14 protein-coding genes are annotated in these 15833 nt (G+C 71.0%); 3 read left to right on the top strand and 11 right to left on the bottom strand.

The genetic code is table 11. The features are described 5' to 3' along the window. Positions 1–1305 (bottom strand): UxaA family hydrolase (locus VJ693_RS24075; RefSeq protein ID WP_324158480.1); only part of this gene is annotated, 1305 nt, incomplete at its 3' end. Positions 1306–1469: 164 nt separating this feature from the next. Between VJ693_RS24075 and VJ693_RS24080 the strand changes: the two genes are divergently transcribed. Both VJ693_RS24080 and VJ693_RS24085 read left to right on the top strand, forming a co-directional pair. Next, positions 1470–2453 (top strand): tripartite tricarboxylate transporter substrate binding protein, encoded by a 984-nt coding sequence (locus tag VJ693_RS24080; RefSeq protein ID WP_324158482.1) that lies wholly within the window; start codon positions 1470–1472, stop codon positions 2451–2453. Positions 2454–2479: 26 nt separating this feature from the next. Continuing rightward, entirely contained in the window at positions 2480–3472 is a 993-nt protein-coding gene (locus VJ693_RS24085; protein ID WP_324158483.1) for a tripartite tricarboxylate transporter substrate binding protein, read from the top strand. 25 nt (positions 3473–3497) lie between these two features. On the opposite strand, the gene VJ693_RS24090 is transcribed toward VJ693_RS24085, so the two are convergent. The 7 genes from VJ693_RS24090 to VJ693_RS24120 form a co-directional block, all read right to left on the bottom strand. Continuing rightward, positions 3498–4934 carry an aldehyde dehydrogenase family protein gene (locus VJ693_RS24090; protein ID WP_324158484.1) on the bottom strand — a complete coding sequence of 479 codons (1437 nt, stop codon included), beginning with the start codon at positions 4932–4934 and terminating at the stop codon, positions 3498–3500. A 23-nt stretch (positions 4935–4957) separates the two neighbouring features. Continuing rightward, entirely contained in the window at positions 4958–6286 is a 1329-nt protein-coding gene (gene gudD / locus VJ693_RS24095; protein WP_324158486.1) for a glucarate dehydratase, read from the bottom strand. Positions 6287–6316: 30 nt separating this feature from the next. Next, complete coding sequence (locus VJ693_RS24100) at positions 6317–7273, bottom strand: tripartite tricarboxylate transporter substrate binding protein (RefSeq protein ID WP_324158613.1); 957 nt, start codon at positions 7271–7273, stop codon at positions 6317–6319. 26 nt (positions 7274–7299) lie between these two features. Next, positions 7300–8211: a 5-dehydro-4-deoxyglucarate dehydratase gene (gene kdgD / locus VJ693_RS24105; RefSeq protein ID WP_324158488.1), complete on the bottom strand. Its 912-nt coding sequence runs from the start codon at positions 8209–8211 to the stop codon at positions 7300–7302. A gap of 73 nt (positions 8212–8284) precedes the next feature. Then, positions 8285–9010 (bottom strand): FadR/GntR family transcriptional regulator, encoded by a 726-nt coding sequence (locus tag VJ693_RS24110; protein ID WP_324158490.1) that lies wholly within the window; start codon positions 9008–9010, stop codon positions 8285–8287. Positions 9011–9058: 48 nt separating this feature from the next. Further along, a complete protein-coding gene (locus VJ693_RS24115; RefSeq protein WP_324158492.1) occupies positions 9059–10339 on the bottom strand; it encodes a solute carrier family 23 protein in 1281 nt (426 codons plus the stop codon). Between the two features lie 127 nt (positions 10340–10466). Then, positions 10467–10937, bottom strand: a complete 471-nt coding sequence (locus tag VJ693_RS24120; RefSeq protein WP_324158494.1) for a hypothetical protein — start codon at positions 10935–10937, stop codon at positions 10467–10469. Between the two features lie 147 nt (positions 10938–11084). On the opposite strand from VJ693_RS24120, the gene VJ693_RS24125 reads away from it, so the two are divergent. Next, on the top strand, positions 11085–11765 hold the full coding sequence (locus VJ693_RS24125) for a type IV pili methyl-accepting chemotaxis transducer N-terminal domain-containing protein (protein ID WP_324158496.1): 681 nt from the start codon (positions 11085–11087) through the stop codon (positions 11763–11765). Positions 11766–11961: 196 nt separating this feature from the next. Here the strand turns inward: VJ693_RS24125 and VJ693_RS24130 are convergent, their stop codons facing one another. From VJ693_RS24130 to VJ693_RS24140, 3 genes are read right to left on the bottom strand one after another with little or no spacing between them, the layout of a single operon-like run. Next, positions 11962–13755: a dipeptide ABC transporter ATP-binding protein gene (locus VJ693_RS24130; RefSeq protein ID WP_324158497.1), complete on the bottom strand. Its 1794-nt coding sequence runs from the start codon at positions 13753–13755 to the stop codon at positions 11962–11964. Then, positions 13752–14825 carry an ABC transporter permease gene (locus VJ693_RS24135; RefSeq protein WP_324158499.1) on the bottom strand — a complete coding sequence of 358 codons (1074 nt, stop codon included), beginning with the start codon at positions 14823–14825 and terminating at the stop codon, positions 13752–13754. Before VJ693_RS24135 ends, VJ693_RS24130 begins: the two co-directional genes overlap by 4 nt. Further along, positions 14822–15760: an ABC transporter permease gene (locus VJ693_RS24140; protein WP_324158501.1), complete on the bottom strand. Its 939-nt coding sequence runs from the start codon at positions 15758–15760 to the stop codon at positions 14822–14824. The genes VJ693_RS24135 and VJ693_RS24140 overlap by 4 nt, the downstream gene beginning before the upstream one ends. Positions 15761–15833 lie beyond the last annotated feature (73 nt).

A 15833-nucleotide genomic window follows, 5' to 3' on the forward strand; every position in this document is an offset into this window, starting at 1 on the left:
GCCGGCGGCCAGCTGCAGCGTGCCGCAGATGAAGTCGCTGGCCGGCGTGGCGGCGTAGACCAGCCCCTTGCGGCCGGCGGGCAGCTTCTCGCCCGGCGCCAGCACCGCGCTGATCGGCGCCGAGCCGGACTTGACCACCGAGCCCATGGCCTTCTCGACGATGTTGGCCAGGCCGCCCGCATTGTTGCCCGGCGTGGTGTTGGCGCTGCGGTCGACCTGGCCGCGCGCCAGGTAGGCGTCGTACCAGGCCATCTCGCGCACGATGGCCTCGGCCACCTCGGGCGTCGCGGCGCGGGCGGTGAGCTGCGCCACCGCGTCGCGCACTTCGGTGGTCTCGGAGAACATCACCGTCGCGCCGGCGCGCACCAGCAGGTCGGTGCAGACGCCGACCGCCGGGTTGGCGGTGACGCCCGAGAACGCGTCGCTGCCGCCACACTGCACGCCAACCACCAGCTCGGCGGCCGGCACCGTTTCGCGCCGCCGCGCGTTCAGCCGCTTCAGATGCTGCTCGGCGCGCTCGCAGATGCGCTCGAGCATCGGGCCGAAGCCGGCCTCGTCCTGCAGCACCACCACGTCCAGCCCCGGCTCGGCGGCGCCGCTGCCGGGTCGTTCGTCGTGCAGCGCGATGGTGCGAGGGGTCGTGCGGGTGCTCGTCCCCGGCGGCAGCAGGCGCTCGGGGCGCAGCTTCTCGCAGCCCAGGCTCACCACCATCACCTCGCCGCCGAAGTTCGGGTTCAGGCTGATGTGGCGCAGCGTGCGGATCGGGATCACCGCGTCCGGCGCGTCGATCGCCACGCCGCAGCCATAGCCATGCTCGAGCGCGACCACGTCGTCGACGTTCGGGTAGCGCGGCAGCAGCTCGGCGCGGATGCGCCGCACCGCATGCTCGACGACGCCGGCCACGCACTGCACCGTGGTCGTGATCGCCAGCAGGTTGCGCGTGCCGACCGAGCCGTCGGCGTTGCGCAAGCCCTGGAAGGTGTAGCCCTCCAGCGGCGGCTCGACGCGGCCGGCGCCGGTGGCCATCGGCAGCGCCTGCAGGCCGGCGGCGGGCGGCATGCGCAGCAGGCGCTCGTGCACCCAGGCCCCGGCCGCGATGGCCTGCGCGGCAAAGCCGATCGGCACGCCGTAGCGGCGCACCGCCTCGCCCTCGGCGATGTCGGCCAGCGCCACCTTGTGGCCCTGCGGCACCGCCTCGCGCAACACCGGGCCGGACGGCAGCGCCGCGCCCGCCGGCAGGCCGCCCTCGTTGGCGACGATCGCGACGTTGTCGTCGGCATGCAGACGGATGGTGAGCGGGGTCATGGGCGAAGAAGTGAGCAGTTGTCGGACAACATTGGACCTGTTGGGGTGCCGCACGTCAACCGCGCAGCCCGATACACCCGGAGGGTGGCGACCTCAGGGCAAACCCCAGGAGCTGATCGACCGCCTAGTTGTACGATGACCTACATCACTGCCGCGAGATCACCATGCCGTTCACCCGCCGAGCCTTCCTGGCCCCCGCCTGCCTCAGCCTGCTGACCACCGCGCCGCTGACCCGCGCCTTCGCCCAGGGTTACCCGGCCAAGCCGATCAGCTACGTCGTCGCCTTCCCGCCCGGCGGCACCTCGGACATCCTGGCCCGCCTGATCGCCGACAAGCTCGGCCCGGCGCTGGGCACCACCATCGTGGTCGAGAACAAGGCCGGCGCGGGCGGCAGCGTCGGCTCCGAGCAGGTGTCGCGCGCGCCGGCCGACGGCTACACGCTGCTCGGCGGCACGATCAGCTCGCATGCGATCAACCTGCACCTGTACCCCAAGCTGGGCTACGACCCGGTCGGCTCGTTCATGCCGGTCTCGCTGATCGGCACCAACCCGCTGGTGCTGGTGGTGCGCGCCGACAGCCCGTACAAGACGCTGGCCGACCTGGTCGCCGCCGCCCAGGCCGGCAAGCCGATCACCGCCGGCTCGGCCGGCAACGGCACCTCGCAGCACATGGCGCTGGAGCTGTTCAAGTTCAAGCTCGGCGGCCAGGGCCTGACGCACATCCCGTACAAGGGCAGCGGCCCGGCGCTGCAGGACACGATCGGCGGCCAGGTCGACATCCTGTTCGACACCACCGTCGCCGCGCAGCAGCAGATCGACGGCGGCCGCCTGCGCGCGCTGGCGGTCACCTCGGCCAAGCGCCTGGCGACGATGCCGAACGTGCCGACGATCGCCGAGTCCGCCATCCCGGGCTTCGAGGTCGTGTCGTGGCAGGCCATCTTCGTGCCGGCCAACACACCGGCGGCGATCGTCTCGAGGCTCAACAGCGAGATCGGCCGGATCCTGGCCAGCACCGAGATGCAGGAGCGCCTGGCCAAGCTGGGCATGTTGTCGCAGCCGATGACGCCCGACCAGGTCCAGGCCTTCCAGAAGGCCGAGATCGCCAAGTGGGGCGAGGTGATCAAGGCCGCCCACATCACATTGAGCTGAGATCGGCTCACACCGGGAGCCCCACCATGACCTCACCTCAGCGACGCGCCGCGCTGCGCCGCTTCGCCCTGGCGGCCACCGCGCTGGCTGCCGGCACCCTCGCCCCGCCCGCCTCGGCGCAAGCCCCCGCCTGGCCGAACAAGCCGATCCGCATCGTCGTGCCCTACCCACCCGGCGGCTCGTCGGACATCATCGCCCGCGCAATCTCGCAGCCGCTGGGCGAGGCGCTCAGGCAGACCGTGATCGTCGAGAACAAGCCCGGCGCCAACGGCAACACCGGCACCGACGCGGTCGCCAAATCCAGCGACGGCCACACGCTGCTGCTGTGCGACGTCGGCGCGCTGGCCATCACGCCCTCGGTCTACAAGCAGCTGCCCTTCGACCCGAGCAAGGATCTGCGCGGCGTCGCGATGCTGGCCTACTCGCCGCACCTGCTGGTCGTGCACCCGTCGGTGCCGGCCAACAACCTGCAGGAGCTGGTCGCGCTGTCGCACAAGGGCCCGCTGAACTTCGCGGTCACCGCCATCGGCAGCGCACCGCACCTGGCCGGCGTCGCGGTGCAGCAGGCCACCCAGGCCGAGTGGACCTACATTCCCTACAAGGGCGGCTCGCAGGCCATCGGCGACACCGTCGCGGGCCAGACGCAGGTGCTGATGAACGGCATGCTCGCCACGCTGCCCCAGGTGCAGTCGGGCAAGCTGAAGGTGCTGGGCGTGTCCAAGAGCACGCGGGTGCCGCTGCTGGCCAACGTGCCGACGATCGCCGAGCAGGGCGTCAAGGGCTTTGAATCGGGCACCTGGCAGGGGGTGCTGATGCCGGCCGGCACGCCGCCGGCGGTGCTGAACCGCGTGGCCGCCGAGCTGACGCGCATCATCCGCTCGCCCGAGGTGCGCGAGCGCCTGGTGTCGCAAGGCGCCGAGGTCAGCACGATGAGCCCGGCGGAGCTGACGAGCTTCTTCCATGCCGAGCGCAGCCGCTGGGCCGCCGTCGTCAAGCAGGCCGGCGTGACGCTCGAATGAGCGCCGCGCAGGCCATCTCCTCGGATCAGGCCTGCGTGTAGGCCGTCTTCACCGTCGTGTAGAACTCGGCGGCGTAGCGGCCCTGCTCGCGCGGGCCGTAGCTCGAGCCCTTGCGGCCGCCGAAGGGCACGTGGAAGTCGACGCCGGCGGTCGGCAGGTTGACCATCACCATGCCGGCCTGCATGTGGCGCTTGAAATGCGTCGCGTGCTTCAGCGAGCTGGTGGCGATGCCGGCCGACAGGCCGAACGGCGAGTCGTTGGCCAGCGCCAGCGCCTCGTCGTAGTTCTTCGCACGCATCACGCTGACGACCGGGCCGAAGATCTCCTCGCGGTTGATGCGCATGGCGGCCGTGGTCTCGGTGAACAGCGCCGGGCGCAGGTAGAAGCCCGGCGCACCGTCGGCGTTGTGCTCGATGCGCTCGCCGCCCAGCAGCCGCGCGCCCTCGGCACGGCCGATGTCGAGGTATTCCAGGTCCTGCTCGAGCTGGCTCTGGTCGACCACCGGGCCGATGTCGGTGCCGGCCTTGCGCGCGTCGTCGACCTTCAGCGAGGCGATCCGCTCGGCCATGGCCGCGACGAAACGGTCATGGATGCCGTCGGTGACGATCAGGCGCGATGACGCCGTGCAGCGCTGTCCGGTCGAGGAGAAGCCGCTGTTCAGCGCGGCCGCGACGGCGATGTCGAGGTCGGCATCGTCGAGCACGACCATCGGGTTCTTGCCGCCCATCTCCAGCTGGAACTTGGCCATGCGCGCGACGCAGGCCGCCGCGATGCGCTGGCCGGTGGCCACTGAGCCGGTGAAGCTGATGGCCGCCACGCGCGGGTCGTCCAGCAGCACCTGGCCGACCTCCACGCCGCGCCCCATCACCAGGTTGAACACGCCCGCCGGCAGGCCGGCGCGCTGCAGGATGTCGGCCAGCGCCCAGGCCGAGCCCGGCACCAGCTCGGCCGGCTTGAAGACCACCGTGTTGCCGCAGGCCAGCGCCGGCGCGATCTTCCAGGCGGGAATCGCGATCGGGAAGTTCCACGGCGTGATCAGGCCCACCACGCCGACCGGCTCGCGCGTGACCTCGACCCCGACGCCGGGCCGCACCGAGGGCAGCACCTCGCCGCCGGTGCGCAGGGCCTCGCCGGCGAAGAACTTGAAGATGTTGCCGGCGCGCACGACCTCGCCGATGGCCTCGGGCAGGGTCTTGCCCTCCTCGCGCGCCAGCAGGTCGCCCAGCGCCGCCCGGCGGGCCAGGATCTCGGTGCCCGCGGCGTCGAGGATGTCGAAGCGCTGCTGCGGGGTCGACAGCGACCAGGCGCCGAAGGCCTGCTGCGCCGCGGCCACCGCCTGGCGCGCCTGGGCCGCGTCGGCCTGGGCGTATTCGCCGACCACGTCGCGCGTGTCGCTGGGGTTGATGTTGCGGGTCGTGCGCGGGCCTTCGACCCATTCGCCGCCGATCAGGTTCTTGAACATCGTGTGCCTCTCGTGGAGTGGAGTCAGCGCACCAGGCAAGGCCGCTTCGGGTCGAAGCGCCAGCCGGGCATCAGGTATTGCATGGCCACCGCATCATCGCGCGCCCCGAGGCCGTGCTGCTGGTACAGACGGTTCGCCTTCTCGACCTCGGCCAGGTCGAGCTCGATGCCGAGTCCGGGCTTGGCCGGCACCCGCACCAGGCCGCCTTCGATCTTCAGCGGGTCCTTGGTCAGGCGCTGGCCGTCCTGCCAGATCCAGTGGGTGTCGATCGCGGTGACCCGCCCCGGCGCGGCCGCGGCGGCGTGGGTGAACATGGCCAGCGACACGTCGAAATGGTTGTTCGAGTGCGAGCCCCAGGTCAGGCCCCAGTCGCGGCAGGTCTGCGCCACGCGCACCGCGCCGGCCATGGTCCAGAAGTGCGGGTCGGCCAGCGGGATGTCCACCGCCTGCAGCGACAGCGCGTGCACCAGCTGGCGCCAGTCGGTGGCGACCATGTTGGTCGCCGTCGGCAGACCAGTGGCGCGGCGGAACTCGGCCATCACCTCGCGGCCCGAGAAGCCGTCCTCGGCGCCGCAGGGGTCCTCGGCGTAGGCGAGCACGCCGTGCAGGCCTTTCAGCACCCGCACCGCATCGTTCAGCAGCCAGCCGCCGTTCGGGTCCAGCGTGATGCGGGCGGTCGGGAAGCGCTCGTGCAGCGCGCGGATCGCCTCGACTTCTTCTTCCGGCCGCAGCACGCCGCCCTTGAGCTTGAAATCCTCGAAGCCGTAGCGCGTGTGGGCCGCCTCGGCCAGGCGCACCACCGCGTCGGGCGTCAGCGCCGGCTCGTGACGCAGGCGCAGCCAATCGTCGCCGGCCTCGGGCTCGCTGCGGTAGGGCAGGTCGGTTGCCGTGCGATCGCCGACGTAGAACAGGTAGCCGAGCATACGCACGGCATCACGCTGCTGGCCTTCGCCGAGCAGGGCGGCCACCGGCACGCCGAGGTGCTGGCCCTGCAGGTCCAGCAGCGCGGCCTCGACCGCGGTCACTGCGTGGATCGCCGTGCGCAGATCGAAGGTCTGCAGGCCGCGGCCGCCGGCATCACGATCGGCGAAGCGCTCGTGCATGCGCTGCAGGATGGCGTGCAGCTCGCCGATGCCCCGGCCCTCGACCAGCACGCGGGCGTCCTCCAGCGTCTGGCGGATCTTCTCGCCGCCGGGCACCTCGCCGACGCCGGTGTGGCCGGCCGAGTCGGTGAGGATCACCAGGTTGCGGGTGAAGAAGGGGGCATGCGCACCGGACAGGTTCAGCAGCATGCCGTCGCGGCCGGCGACCGGCACGACGCGCATCTGGCGAACGCGTGGGGAGTCGTTCATGGTGAATGGCTTGAATACGGGGGTGGGCCATCAGTCGGCCGTGATCTTGCCGGTCTCGATGACCTGCTTCCAGCGGGCGTACTCGGCCGCCTGGAAGCGGGCGAACTGCTCGGGCGTGTTGGCGACGATCTCGAAGCCCTGCTCCTGCAGCTTGCTCTTGATGGCCGGCTCGTTCAGCGCGCCGACCAGCGCGGCGTGCAGCCTGGCCTTCACGTCGGCGGGCAGGCCCTTCGGCGCGGCCACGGCCTGCCAGGAGTACACGTCCACGCCCTTGACGCCGGCTTCGGCCATCGTCGGCACCTGCGGCAGCAGGGCCGAGCGCCTGTCGCCGGTGATGGCCAGTGCGCGCAGCTTGCCGCTGACGATGTGCTGGACCACCGCGTTGATGTTCTGGAACGAAGCATCGACCACGCCGCCCAGCAGGTCGGTGATGGCCGGTGCGCCGCCCTTGTAGGGCACGTGCACGGCGCTGGTGCCGGTCTGCTGCCAGAACAGCTCGGCCGTCAGGTGATCCGACGAGCCGTTGCCGGACGAAGCGAAGCTCAGCTTGCCGGGCTGCTTCTTCAGCTCGGCCAGCAGCTCGCCCATGCTCTTCAGCGGCGAGGCGGCCGGCACGACGAGCACGTTGGGCGCCTGGACCGCCACCGTGAGCAAGTCGAAATCCTTCAGCGCGTCGTACTGCACGCCCTTGATCAGATGCGGCGCGATCACGTAGGGGCCCAGCGACGACACCAGCAGCGTGTAGCCGTCCGCCGGCGCGCGCTTGACCTGCGCGGCGCCGATGGTGCCGGTGGCGCCAGCCTTGTTGTCGACGATGAAGCTGCCGCCCAGGCGCTCCTGCAGCTTCGGCGCGAGGGTGCGGGCGATGGTGTCGGTCGAGCCGCCGGGCGGGAAGGGCACGACCAGGGTCACCGGCTTGTCGGGGTAGGCGGCGGCGGCGCCGGCGGCGGCCGCCGCGAGCGCGACGCTGGCGAGGATCTTCTTCAGCATGGGGTGTCTCCCGTGGTGCGGTGTCATTGGGGCCCGAGGCGCTCGACCAGCGCGCGAAGCTGCTCGACTTCCGCCGGCTTCAGGTCCGACAGCGGCGGCCGCACCGGGCCGGCACCGTGGCCGACGATCGTCGCGCCGGCCTTGACGATGCTGACCGCATAGCCTTCGCCCTTGTTGCGGATCTCGAGGTAGGGCAGGAAGAACTCGTCGATCAGCCGGCCGGTGGTGGCGGTGTCGCCGGCGGCGTAGGCCTTGTAGAACTCGATCGCCGTGCGCGGAATGAAGTTGAAGACGGCCGACGAGTACACCGGCACGCCGAGCGCCTGGTAGGCCTCGGCGTAGACCTCGTGGGTGGGCATGCCGCCGATGTAGACGAAGCGGTCGCCCAGGCGCCGGCGGATCTGCACGACGCGCTCGATGTCGCCCAGACCGTCCTTGAAGCCGATCAGGTTGGGGCAGCGGTCGGCCAGTTTCAGCAGCGAATCGGCATTGAGCCGGCAGGCCCCGCGGTTGTAGACGACGACGCCAATCTTCACGCTCTTGCACACCGCCTCGACGTGCGCGACCAGGCCGTCCTGCGTCGCCTCGGTCAGGTAGTGCGGCAGCAGCAGGATGCCCTGGGCGCCCTGGGCCTCGGCTGCTTGCGCGTAGGTGATGGCCAGCGTGGTGCCGCCGCCGGCACCGGCGACGATGGGCACCTGGCCGCGGCAGGTCTCGGCGGCCGTCTTCACCACCTGGGCGTACTCGCCGGGCTCGAGCGAGAAGAACTCGCCGGTGCCGCCGGCCGCGAACAGCACCGTCGCGCCGTAGGGCATCAACCACTCCAGGCGCTCGGCATAGGCGCTCGGCGCGAAGCGCAGCGCGGCATCGAAATCGGTCAGCGGGAAGGACAGCAGGCCCGACGACAAGGCACGCTGGAGTTCGTTCGGCGACATGAAAGGCTCCGTCAAGTGGTAGGACATCGTACCACTAGATCGACCGAAAGGGGAAGAGGGACGGTCGCGAGCTCTATGCCTCCGCGGCCTTTCGGCGGCGCTCGCGGCTGTTGGCAAGGTGGGTGCGCATCGCAGCGCGGGCGCCTTCGGCATCCTGCGCCTCGATCGCGTCGACGATGCTCTCGTGCTCGGCATGGACCCGCTGCAGGAAGGCGCGGCGCTCGGCGCTCAGCACCTGATCGGGCTCCAGCCGGGCGCGCGGGATGATGGTGGTGCCGAGCGCGCCGAGCAGCTCGCCGTAATGGCGGTTCTGGGTCGCGCGGGCGATTTCCAGGTGCAGCTGGAAGTCGGCGCCCACGGCGTCACGGCCCTCGTCCACCGCCTGGGCGAACGCCGCCAGCGCGTGGCGCATCGCGGCCAGGTTGTCCGGCGTGCGGCGCTGCGCCGCGAGCGCGGCGGCCTCGGTTTCCAGGCCGATGCGCAGCTCGAGCATGGCCACCACGTCGCGCAGCGTGGTCAGCCGCTCCTGCGAGATGTGGAAGGCGCCACCCGTGCCCAGCCCGACGACGAAGGTGCCGATGCCGTGCCGCGTCTCGACCGCGCCGGCCGCCTGCAGGCGTGAGATCGCCTCGCGCACGACCGTGCGGCTGACCCCGTATTCGCCCATGATCGCCGCCTCGGTGGGCAGCTTGTCGCCCTGCTTCAACCGCCCGTCGCGGATGCGGTCGCCCAGCGCGTCGACCAGTTCCTGGGCGAGGCTGCGCGGGCGGCGGCGCGGCGGGGTGGCAAGGTCGTTCATGGCGGACAGTCGTGTGGCACCATCATACAGTTGTACGACAAGCTGGCTTCAGCTCCGCTTCTTCAGCAGCGCGTGCAGCAGGATCGCCCCGAAGGTGGCGGTGCCGATGCCGCCGAGCGCGAAGCCGCCGAACTTCAGCGTGTAGTCGCCGGTGCCCAGCACCAGCGTGACGGCGGCGACGATCAGGTTGCCGTTGTCCGAGAAGTCGACCTTGTTGTCGACCCAGATCTTGGCGCCCGCCACCGCGATCAGGCCGAACACGACGATCGACACGCCCCCCATCACCGGCAGCGGGATGGCCTGGATCAGCGCACCGAACTTCGGCGAAAAGCCCAGCAGGATCGCGATCAGCGCCGCGACGACGAACATCGCCGTCGAGTAGATCTTGGTCGCCGCCATCACGCCGATGTTCTCGGCGTACGTCGTCACGCCCGTGCCCCCGGCGCTGCCCGAGACGATGGTGGCGATGCCATCGCCGAGGAAGGCGCGGCCGATGTACGGGTCGAGGTGGCGGCCGGTCATCGCCCCCACCGCCTTCACGTGGCCCAGGTTCTCGGCCACCAGGATGATCGCCACCGGCGCGATCAGCAGGATGGCGTGGCCGTCGAACACCGGCGCCGCGAAATGCGGCGCGCCGAACCAGGCCGCCGCCGCGATGCCGGCGGTGTCGATCGGCTTGGCCCACCCCATGCCGTTGGCCAGCACCGCGTAGATGATGGTCGCGAGGATCAGCCCGATCAGGATCAGCAGGCGCTGCAGCATGCCGCTGGTGCGCACCGCCACCAGGCCGACGCAGACGAAGGTCACCGCCTGCATCCACTTGTCGAAATCGGTCGGCGCCATGTTCTTGATCGGGATGCCGGCCAGGTTCAGCCCGATCACCGCGACCACCGCACCGGTCACCACCGGCGGCATGACCTTCTCGATCCACGCGGTGCCGATGCCCATCACGAGCAGGCCGATCAGCGCGTAGACGAAGCCGCAGACGACGATGCCGCCGAGCGCGACACCGATGTTGGCGTTCGCCCCGCCGCCCGCGTAGCCGGTGGCGGCGATCACGACGCCGATGAACGCGAAGCTCGAGCCGAGGTAGCTCGGCACCTGCCCGCCGACGACGAGGAAGAAGATCAGCGTGCCGATGCCCGACATCAGGATTGCGACGTTCGGATCGAACCCCATCAGGATCGGCGCCAGCACGGTCGCGCCGAACATCGCGATCACGTGCTGCACGCCCAGCGCCGCGGTCTGCGGCCAGGGCAGGCGTTCATCGGGGGCAACGACGCGGCCGGCCTGGGCCGGCACCTCGCGCCAGGTGGGAAGCAGACTCATCGGGCACTCTCCTCGTGGGGTGGCTTGTTGTGGCGACGGGGCATGCACGGTCCGTGCCGGACCCGCGGGCAGTGTAGGAGCCCGGCGCCCCGTGCCGGCTCGGGGTTGTCGCGTGGCGCCGGCAGCGTCAGCGTGCCGGCGCCGAGGCCGGCGTGGCCGCTTCGCGGACCACCAGCGGCTGGCCGACCGGCGCGGAACCGGCCGGCTTGCGGCCGAAGTACATCGCCCGCAGCGGTTCGCACAGCGCCTGCACCAGCGGCGCCGGCAGCGCGGGCGCCGACGGGCTGCCGGCGCAGCCCAGCACGCGGCCGTCGGCCCCGATGACGATGTCGACGACGACGCGCGCCGGCGCCTCGGGGTGGCGGGCCAGCACCTGCTGCTGGGTGTCGGCGAAGCGGTGGATCGCGAGCACCCGCAGCACCTCCTGCGGGCTGCGCGGCCAAACCGGGTCGACGGCGGCGTCGACCTCGTGGCGCGCGGCGTCGCTGGCGGAGTCGGCGGACTCGGCCGGGATGGCCTGCATGGTCAGCGCTACGGCCGCCAGCCAGGTGGCCGGCGCCAGGTACCCAGCGGGCCACGGCGAGGGCATGCGCGACATGGTGCAGATCCTAGTCCAGCACACCCCTCTTTGCAGCCCGGTGCGCGGCATGGGCCTTGCATACCGTGGTGTCGGGCGACGTACCCGGGTCTGTCTCGGCAAGCTCGCCCCGCCCTTGCCCTGACCCTGCACCGCCGGAGTGCGCCCATGAACCAGCCCGCCACCATCCCGACCCCGGCTGCGAAGCCGCCGCTGCCGCCGCGCCTGCACCAGTCGTCCCACCTCGGCACCGAGGAGTGGACGCAACTCGTCAACCAGGCCGGGCGGCAGCGCATGCTGTCGCAGCGCATCATCCTGCACGCCTTGCTGGCCGCGCAGGGCGACGCATCAGCCGCCGAGGTCGCACGCGATGCGCTGGCGCTGTTCCTGCGCAGCCACGACATGCTCAGCCGCGGCCACCCCGAGCTGCCGATGCCGAGTGACGTGCGCCTGGTCGACGCCTTCCACGGCCGGCAGGGCGCCGACCGGGCGATCCGCGAGTTCGTCGCCCTGGCCGAGCAGTCCCTGCGCCCCGGCGCGGCCCCCGCGGCCGTGGCCCGGCTCGCCGCGCAGGCCACGCCGGTGCTCAGCGTGCTGCAGCGCCTGACCCAGCTCTACGAGACGCTGGCGATGGACGCCGCCCAGGCCCAGCGCCGCCACACCGCGGCGCTGATCGAGCGCATCCACCGCGTCGCCCGCGAGGCGCGCATCGTCACCTTCAACGCCCGTGTCGGCGCAGCCCGGGCGGGCGAGGCCGGCCGCGAGTTCGCCGCCGTCGCGCAGATCCTGGCCCGCATCACCGAAGAGGTGGAGCACCTGGCGAAGCAGGCGGCGCAAATGAACGACTAGGGCCTGTTAACACTACGGAGGCCCGATGCGTTGCCACCAGAACAAGTCGAGCGCAAGGCGCAAAACGAAGCCGGGGTGCTGCCCCGGCGAGGCTTTGCAACGCCGCGGTCGGCTGTTCTGGCGGCAACCCTTCGGGAACGGGCCGTTCGCACGGGTCTCCGTAGTGTTAACAGGCCCTAGGCGCCCGCCCGGGACGCTAGGCGGGCTGGGCCGCCGGCTGCCAGCCCCGCGGCACGGCGCCGATCAGCTTGCGGGTGTAGTCGTGCTGCGGCGCCCGCAGGATGGCCTCGGCGCTGGCCTGTTCGACGACCTCGCCGTTCTTCATCACCAGCACCTCGTCGGCGATGAAGCGCACCACCGCCAGGTCGTGGCTGATGAAGAGGTAGGCCAGGCCGAGTTCGTCCTGCAGGTCGCGCAAAAGGTTCAGCACCTGGGCCTGCACCGACACGTCGAGCGCGCTGACCGCTTCGTCGAGCACCAGCACCTCGGGGTTCAGCGTCAGGCAGCGGGCGATCGCGATGCGCTGGCGCTGGCCGCCGGAGAATTCGTGCGGGTACTTGCCGAACGCACGGTCGTCCAGGCCGACCTTGCCGAGCAGTGCGCGGGCACGCTGCTCGCGCTCGGCCAGCGTCGCGCCGATGCCGTGGATCGCCATCGGCTCGACCAGCGTCTGGCCGATCGTGAAGCGCGGGTTCAGCGAGGCATAGGGGTTCTGGAAGACGATCTGGATGCGCCGGCGCATCGGCTGGCGCTCGCGGTCCGTCAGGCTCAGCAGGTTGCGGCCATCGAACAGCACCTCGCCGCTCATCGGGCCCGAATGCGGCTCGTGCAGGCGCAACAGGGTCAGCCCCATCGTCGTCTTGCCCGAGCCCGATTCGCCGACCACGCCCAGCGTGTGGCCGCGCCGCAGGCGGAAGCTCACGTCGCGCACGGCCTGGAATTCGCGCTTCCTGCCGAACACGCCCGTCTTGATCCAGAAGCTCTTGTCGAGCGACTTCACCTCCAGCACCACCGGCGCATGCGGGTCCTTGGGCTCGGCCGCGGCGCGCGCCCCGCGGCCGGCGATGTGGTCGTCGATCACCATCAGCCGGGCCGGGTTGTGCTCGCTCAGCGTAGGCCGGCAGGCCAGCAGCGCCTTGGTGTAGGCGTCGTGCGGGGCGCTGAAGATCTGCGCCACCGGCCCGGCCTCGCGCACGGTGCCCTGGCGCATCACGACCACGCGGTCGGCGATCTCGCCGACCAGCGCCAGGTCGTGGCTGATGAACAGCACCGACAGCCCGTGCTTCGCTTTCAGACCGGCCAGCAGCTCGAGGATCTGGCGCTGGATCGTCACGTCCAGCGCGGTCGTCGGCTCGTCGGCGATCAGCAGCTTGGGTTCGCAGGCCAGCGCCATCGCGATCATCACGCGCTGCTGCTGGCCACCCGAGAGCTCGTGCGGGTAGCTCTTCAGCCGCCGCGCCGGCTCGGGGATGCCGACCTCGTTGAGCAAGGCCTCGGCGCGCACCAGCGCGGCCTTGGGTTTCATGCCCAGGTGCGTGACCAGCGGCTCGATGAGTTGCTGGCCGACGCTGAACACCGGGTTCAGCGAGGACATCGGATCCTGGAAGACGCAGGCGATCTCGCGGCCGCGCAGGGCGCGCAGGCGGGCGCGATCAGCCTGCACCAGGTCAACAAGGCCCCCTGGGCTGCCGCTCGGCAGCCCGCCCCCCGAGGGGGACGAAGAAGCTCGGGAGCGGCCCTTCGCTTCTTCGCCCCGCCACAGGATGCGGCCGCTGCGCTCGGCGTTGTCGGGCAGCAGGTTGACGATGGACATCGCCGTCACGCTCTTGCCCGAGCCCGATTCGCCGACCAGCGCCATCGTCTGGTGCTCGTCGATGTCGAAGCTCACGCCGACGGCGCCGCGGCCGACCGCCTCGGCGCGCTGCACGACACCGCCGACCTCGCCCATGCGGAAGGCGACTCTCAGATCCTGCACGGACAACAGCGTCATTCGGCCCCCCGCAACTTCGGGTCCAGCGCATCTCGCCACGCATCGGCCATCAGCGAGAAGGCGGTGACGAACACCGCCATGAACAGCGTCGCGGCGGCGAGCTGCCACCAGTAGCCGAGGATCAGCTCGCCCTGCGCCTCGGCCAGCATCGTGCCCCAGCTCACCTGGTCCACCGGCACGCCCAGCCCGAGGTACGACAGGATCACCTCGCTCTTGATGAAGCCGACCACCAGCAGGCTCATGCGCACCAGGATCACGTGGCTGACGTTGGGCAGGATGTGGCGGAACATGCGCGACGCGGTCGACGCGCCGATCGCCTCGGCCGCGCGCACGTACTCGCGCGTGCGGTGCTTGATGAACTCGGCGCGCACCTGGCGGTACAGCCCCGTCCAGCCGACCAGGCCGAGGATGACGACCACCGTGCCGATGCCGCGCGGGATGATCGCGTCGGCCCGGTTCAGCACCGCCGCCAGCGCGAGGATCAGCATGATGTCGGGGATCGCGGTGAACACCGCGTACAACCACTCGAGGAAATCGCCGACCTTGCCGCCGAAGTAGCCCGACAGTGCGCCCAGCAGCGTGCCCAGCACCGTCGCCAGCAGCGCGGCGAGCACGCCCACCGCGACCGACACTTGCGTGCCCTTGATCGCCTTGGCCAGCACGTCGCGGCCGAGCCGGTCGCCGCCGAAGGGCAGGGTCTCGGCCTTGGGCGCGGCCTCGGTCTGGTACTTCTTCGCCAGCTCGGCCCATTCCTTGTACTTGGGCGCCAGCGGGTCGACATCGCTGATGTCGACGTTCGGCCCCTTGGGCTGGACGATCTCGCCGGTGGCCTCGGGCGGCGCCGGGCCCAGCAACGTCGGCGGCGCGTTCGGCACGCCGATCTCGCGCTGCCACTGCTTGGCCACCAGGCCCAGGCCCGAGGCGACGATCAGCAGCAGGAAGGCGAACACGATCAGCATCGACACCAGGCCGACGCGGTCGCCCTTGAAACGGCGCCAGGCGGCATGCCAGACGCCTTCGGAGCGTTCCGCCGCGGCCGTGACGGGTGTCGCATCGATCACGGCGCTCATTTCAGTACGACCCTCGGGTCGGCCACCGCGTAGAGGACGTCGGTCGCCAGGTTGATCAGCATCGTCAGCATCGCCAGGTACACCGCCGCGGCCTGGATCACGGGGTAGTCGCCGCGGTTGACGGCCAGCAGCACCTCGCGGCCCAGGCCGGGGATCGAGAAGAACACCTCGATCAGGAACGAGCCGACGAAGATGCCCGGCAGCGCGAGGCCGACGTTCGTGAGGATCGGGATCATCGCGTTGCGCAGCACGTGCTTGAACAGCACCGGCCCCTCGCCCAGGCCCTTGGCGCGCGCGGTGCGCACGTAGTCCTGCCCCAGCTCGTCGAGGAAGAAGCTGCGGTACAGCCGCGTCTGCGGCGACACGCCCACCGCCACCGCCAGCAGCACCGGCAGCGGCACGTAGGTCGCGAGGTTCTTCAACGTCGAGTCGCTCCAGCCCTGCACCGGGAACCAGCCGAGCTGGAAGCCGAACACGTACTGCCCGACGATCACGTAGACCAGGAACGAGATCGACAGCGCGACCGTCGTCGCCACCATCAGCGCGCGGTCGGTGAGGGACCCGCGCACGTAGGCCACGCCCAGCGCGATCGGGATCGCCAGCAGCGTGTCGAGAATGAGGATCGGCGTCATCACCGTCAGCGTGGCCGGCAGCCGCGTCGCGAAGATGTGGCTCACGGCCTCCTGCGTGGCCCAGCTCTTGCCCCAGTCGAGCGTGACGATCTGCTTCAGGAAGATGCCCAGCTGCACCCACCAGGGCTCGTTCAGCCCGAGCTGCTCGCGGATCACGTTGACCTGCTCGGGCGTCGCGTTCAGCCCGGCCAGGATCTCGGCCGGGTCGTCGCCGACCAGCTTGAACAGCGCGAAGACGAACAGCACGACGCCGATCAGCGTCGGGATCATCTGCCACAGGCGTCGGATCAGGTAGGCGGCCACAAGCGATGGGGGGGCGAGCCGGGATGCCGCAGTGTAGGGGCCGCGCCGCGCCGCACGGCTCCGGGTTGGCCCC

Source organism: Ideonella sp. (assembly GCF_035254525.1).
GTDB lineage: Bacteria > Pseudomonadota > Gammaproteobacteria > Burkholderiales > Burkholderiaceae_C > Ideonella.